Source organism: Azonexus sp., assembly GCF_036170495.1.
In the GTDB taxonomy this organism is placed as follows: domain Bacteria; phylum Pseudomonadota; class Gammaproteobacteria; order Burkholderiales; family Rhodocyclaceae; genus Azonexus.
Genome location: NZ_JAVHPH010000190.1, coordinates 1 through 4,016 on the forward strand (window position 1 = coordinate 1; position 4,016 = coordinate 4,016).

Consider the following 4,016-nt stretch of genomic DNA (forward strand, 5'->3'; position numbering starts at 1 on the left):
CCGCGGGTGGCGCGGACGAAGAGGATGGTCAATACGAAAAGCGCCGTGGCCAGAACCGTCTCGACCACGGCGAGCTGCTGGATCAGCCCGTGGTCGCTGGTGGCGCGTAGCAGGCCTTCCATCAGGTAGAACTGGATGAATAGTGACAGCCATTTGTAGGTGTAGCGTTTACCGCGCAGGATGCCGAACAGCGGAACGAGCAGAAAAGCGCCTTTCAAGACCATCCATGAACCGCCGGGCTTGAGCGGTGCCAGCCAGCCTTCCCAGGCCAGGCAAAGGAAAATCAGCGCAATCAGGCTGGCGCTGGCGGCAATTTGGTAGCGGGTGGCGGATCTCACGGTCAACTCGATTTTTTGGCTAAATTTGAAATGTGTTGCCCCTGGATGAAGGCCAGGCGGCTCTCGTTTTCGGTCGGTATCGGATTGCCCGGAGCGCCGGCGATGTGCTCGGCCAGGGCGCAGACCGAGCCGCGGTGGCTGTAATAGAGGACGAGGATGTCATGCATGGTCGGCTATTATACGGCCCCATGCAAAACCACTCCCGACCTCATCGCCGGCGCCTCAAGCCGCCAAAAAGCGTGAGCATCTTTCGCCGCTTTCATAGCGAGAACATGATGCAGACTAGCTCTGCACTGGCATTTACAACCTTGATGGCGCTGGTGCCGCTGGTTGCGGTTGTGCTGTCGGTTGCCGGTGCCGTTCCATATCTCGACCTGCTGGCTGAGCGACTCGATTTGTTGATCCGCGAGGCCCTGCTGCCACCCGGTACGGCCGGCACTATTGCCGGGAATATTGGCAAATTTTCACACAAGGCGCAGCGCTTGACGCTAGCCGGGATTGCCATGCTCAGTGTCACCGCGTTTTTATTGATGAATACCATCGAGCGGGCGTTTAACCATCTGTGGCATGTTCAGCCCCGCCCCATGCTGGCTCGCCTGCGTTTGTATGCATTTGTGATGGCTGTCTGGCCGTTTGTTCTGGGGGCTGTGGCCGGAGCAATGTCGTTTGCCGTGACGACGTCTTTGGGCTGGTTCGACGAGCCGCTCTGGTTCCGCCGATTTGCCTTGAAAGCGGTGGCCATGGTGCTGCTTGGCCTGTTTTTTTCTTTTCTTTATTACGCGGTACCGAATGCTCCGGTGTCACGGCGCGCTGCATTGACTGGCGGCATTTTTGCCATGCTGGCTTTCTCGGTCATGCAAAAGGTGTTTGAAGTTTTCCTGGTCAGCTCTGCCATGCTGAAAAGCATTTACGGCGCCTTTGCCGCCTTCCCGGTATTCCTGGTTTGGCTCCACCTGTCGTGGGCCGTCGTCCTGTTTGGCGGCCTGATTGCCGCCAGCATCAATCGTCCGGCAAAACGCTGAAAATTTCGATGGCACTCGTTTGTTCGTCGAGACTGGTGGCCTGAACTTCACGAATTTCCAGATTATCCGCCTCGATCACGACGATGATTCGCCGGGTATTTTCCCTGAGCAGGCCGGCCGGGACTACCAACGATTGCGATGGGCGAAGCGGTGGTGTCGGGGGCAGGATTAGAGCGGCAATATTGCTCGATTCCAGTGCGTAGGTGTGAGTGATTTCCACCGCAGTGGCCTTGGGTGCCAGTACCTGCAGTCCCAATTCGATATGCTCCGGATTCTCGGACACGGCCCAGCGGATGATGCAGACGTGCCATGTCGGCGTTGTCTCTGCCTGGTCGCCCAAGGTTTGCAACGCGACAATGTCACCGACCCTCAGGTGCTGGGTTTGGCCCGACATGTGCATCAGCGAGAAGCCATCCGGGCTTTCGTTGGTGACCATCCACTCGCTGAGGTCCGCTGGCGTTTGCTGGGATTTCATCAACAGCCAGAGATTGCCGAGGCCGGAACAGAGGCTGGCGCGATAGGACTGGCGACGTCGCGAGAATCGTCGCTTGGTGGGGCGGCCCCAGAGCCGGCTTATCCGTAGCAGTGTGCCCGCGCCGGCGCTGGTGTCGGCGAATGAAGGCAGACCGAGTGCCTTTGCAGGCGTTCCCTGCAAGAGTGCGGCACGCTGCTTCAGCGCGTGCTCGGCGATGGCTTCGCATGAGAAATACAGCACCCGGGCATCAGGCGTCGGGATTCGGCGGATGAGCGCATGGGCGGGGAAGTCCTTGTCGAGGTCGACCCAGAAAATGCCGCTACTATCGAGAGGTGGGCTATCGAGAAGATCTATGCTCGGGCTGCTATCGCCGATGAACTGGCTGATAAATTCGAGCTCGGCTGGCGAAAACGAGGCGGGCTGCGCAGCTGCGGCGAGCAGAATAGCAATATATATCTGACGTATGCTCGGTGAACCTTGCGGCCCGGGAAAATCTTCAAGGCCGAGGCGCCGCGCCGTAAGAAAAGCCGAATGCAACCGTTGCCAAAGACCCGGTGATGCGGGGGCGGCTATCAAGTGTGTGATGCGTACTTGCCAGGCTATGGTGTGCATGGCTCGTCGCAACGAAACGTGGGGCACCCGTGAGGAGCCAGGCCCTTCCGGATCGAATAGTTCGGCCAGGGTGTTGAAATAATCCTGTGTCAGGGTTTCAAGTACGTCGAGCAGGACGCGAACGCGCTGTCGTTGCTTGCGGGAAATGGGCAGGGAGACATCATGCAGTCGCGGCAATTCGCCGTTGGCAACCCGTTCCGCCTGACCATAGAGCAGGTCGAGCAACTTGAGGCGCTGGGCGTTGGGAATGGGCGCTTCGCGCAGTTGGAGTAGCTGGCGATGTAGCTGATCGGCGTCGTCGGACCCGGTTTTTCCGTGTGCCAGGGCCAGCCATTCAAGAATGCTCTTGATATTGGCGTCGAGCGGGTTTGGTGAAAGAAACTCCGGCGAGGTGATCATGATTTTCGCAGAATAACAAAAATTTACCTTTTCGCCATTGGTCAGGCGTCGTTGATCAAAGCAATCGCATCAAATTGAAGAGAGTCCGAGGAGTGCCTCGCGGTAGGCATCGGAAACACTTCTCCACCGCCTGTTTATCCAGCAACCCGAACAGCCGGCCAAACGTATCGTGGGAAGGAATTCCGTTCGTAAGCTTCAGAAAGCGCCTCAGCCAGTCGATGCGCTCATTGGCTCACGCCTCAATGCCGACGAAGTCGTCGACGCCGCACACCAGCGCGCATACCGTTAGCACCAGCATTTCAACCAGGTCATGCTTCGAGCGCCCCGCGACGCGGGGTTCCGGAAGGTCCGCGAAGGCTTCCGCCAGCGACAGCCGTTTGCGCGGTCGATCTTGATTTTCCGTCTCCATGAGTCGCCCCAAAAAGACAGAAAACCACGCAAATCAGGGGGCTGTGAACAGCCCTCGTTGCAACTCATTGATCGTTAAAGACTTCGTGCGCCCGTCAACGACAATGGCATTCATCGTTTGATGCGATTGCCCTGGGGGTAACCCCATCTCTTACTCAATGTTTCGTTTTGGTCAATTTTTCCGGTTGACCGTGGCAGTCGTTGCTGTGACCTCCATTGACACCGATCAGCTCGCGCCGTGTGCGCCAAGGTTCGTTTTATCGTTCTCGATCAGGGCATAGGCCGAATGGTTGTGGATCGACTCGAAATTCTCGGACTCAACGACGTAGGCATCGACGCGGGGCTCGGCGTTGAGGCGGGCGGCGACGTCGCGGACCATGTCTTCGACGAACTTCGGGTTGTCGTAGGCGCGTTCGGTGACGTACTTCTCGTCCGGGCGTTTGAGCAGGCCGTACAGTTCGCAGGAGGCCTCCTGTTCGACGAGCTGGGCGATTTCCTCAATCCACATGAAATCGTTCGTTCGAGCTGTGACGGTGACGTGCGAGCGCTGGTTGTGGGCGCCGCGCTCGGAAATCTTCTTGGAGCAGGGGCACAGGCTGGTAACCGGCACGACGACCTTGGTCGAGGTGACGATCTCTCCATTGCAGATGTCGCCGATGAAGGTGACATCGTAGTCCATCAGGCTCTGCACGCCGGAAACCGGCGCCGTCTTGTTGATGAAATACGGGAAGTTCATCTCGATGTGGCCGGTGACGGCTTCGA

The 4,016-nt window shown here is 58.2% G+C and carries 5 protein-coding genes and 1 pseudogene; 1 reads left to right on the forward strand and 5 read right to left on the reverse strand.

The features are described from left to right. Together ADADOO_RS06445 and ADADOO_RS06450 are read right to left on the reverse strand one after the other, a co-directional pair. Nucleotides 1-338, reverse strand: a 338-nt coding sequence (locus ADADOO_RS06445) for a DUF2069 domain-containing protein (RefSeq protein WP_511276009.1), incomplete at its 3' end; no start/stop codon positions are given. Nucleotides 339-340: 2 nt separating this feature from the next. Next, complete coding sequence (locus tag ADADOO_RS06450; protein ID WP_511276011.1) at nt 341-505, reverse strand: hypothetical protein; 165 nt, start codon at nt 503-505, stop codon at nt 341-343. Nucleotides 506-577: 72 nt separating this feature from the next. On the opposite strand from ADADOO_RS06450, the gene ADADOO_RS06455 reads away from it, so the two are divergent. Continuing rightward, nucleotides 578-1,360 carry a YihY family inner membrane protein gene (locus ADADOO_RS06455; RefSeq protein WP_511276012.1) on the forward strand — a complete coding sequence of 261 codons (783 nt, stop codon included), beginning with the start codon at nt 578-580 and terminating at the stop codon, nt 1,358-1,360. On the opposite strand, the gene ADADOO_RS06460 is transcribed toward ADADOO_RS06455, so the two are convergent. The 3 genes and pseudogenes from ADADOO_RS06460 to ADADOO_RS06470 form a co-directional block, all read right to left on the reverse strand. Continuing rightward, the gene (locus tag ADADOO_RS06460) at nt 1,338-2,846 is read right to left on the reverse strand and encodes a cyclic-di-GMP receptor FimW-related protein (protein WP_511276014.1); all 1,509 of its coding nucleotides are present in this window, start codon (nt 2,844-2,846) and stop codon (nt 1,338-1,340) included. The two genes, ADADOO_RS06455 and ADADOO_RS06460, sit on opposite strands and share 23 nt — an antisense overlap. Before the next feature lie 55 nt (nt 2,847-2,901). Continuing rightward, nucleotides 2,902-3,255 (reverse strand): annotated as a pseudogene (locus ADADOO_RS06465) (transposase family protein). A 225-nt stretch (nt 3,256-3,480) separates the two neighbouring features. Next, nucleotides 3,481-4,016 (reverse strand): GTP cyclohydrolase, FolE2/MptA family (locus ADADOO_RS06470; RefSeq protein ID WP_511276016.1); only part of this gene is annotated, 536 nt, incomplete at its 5' end.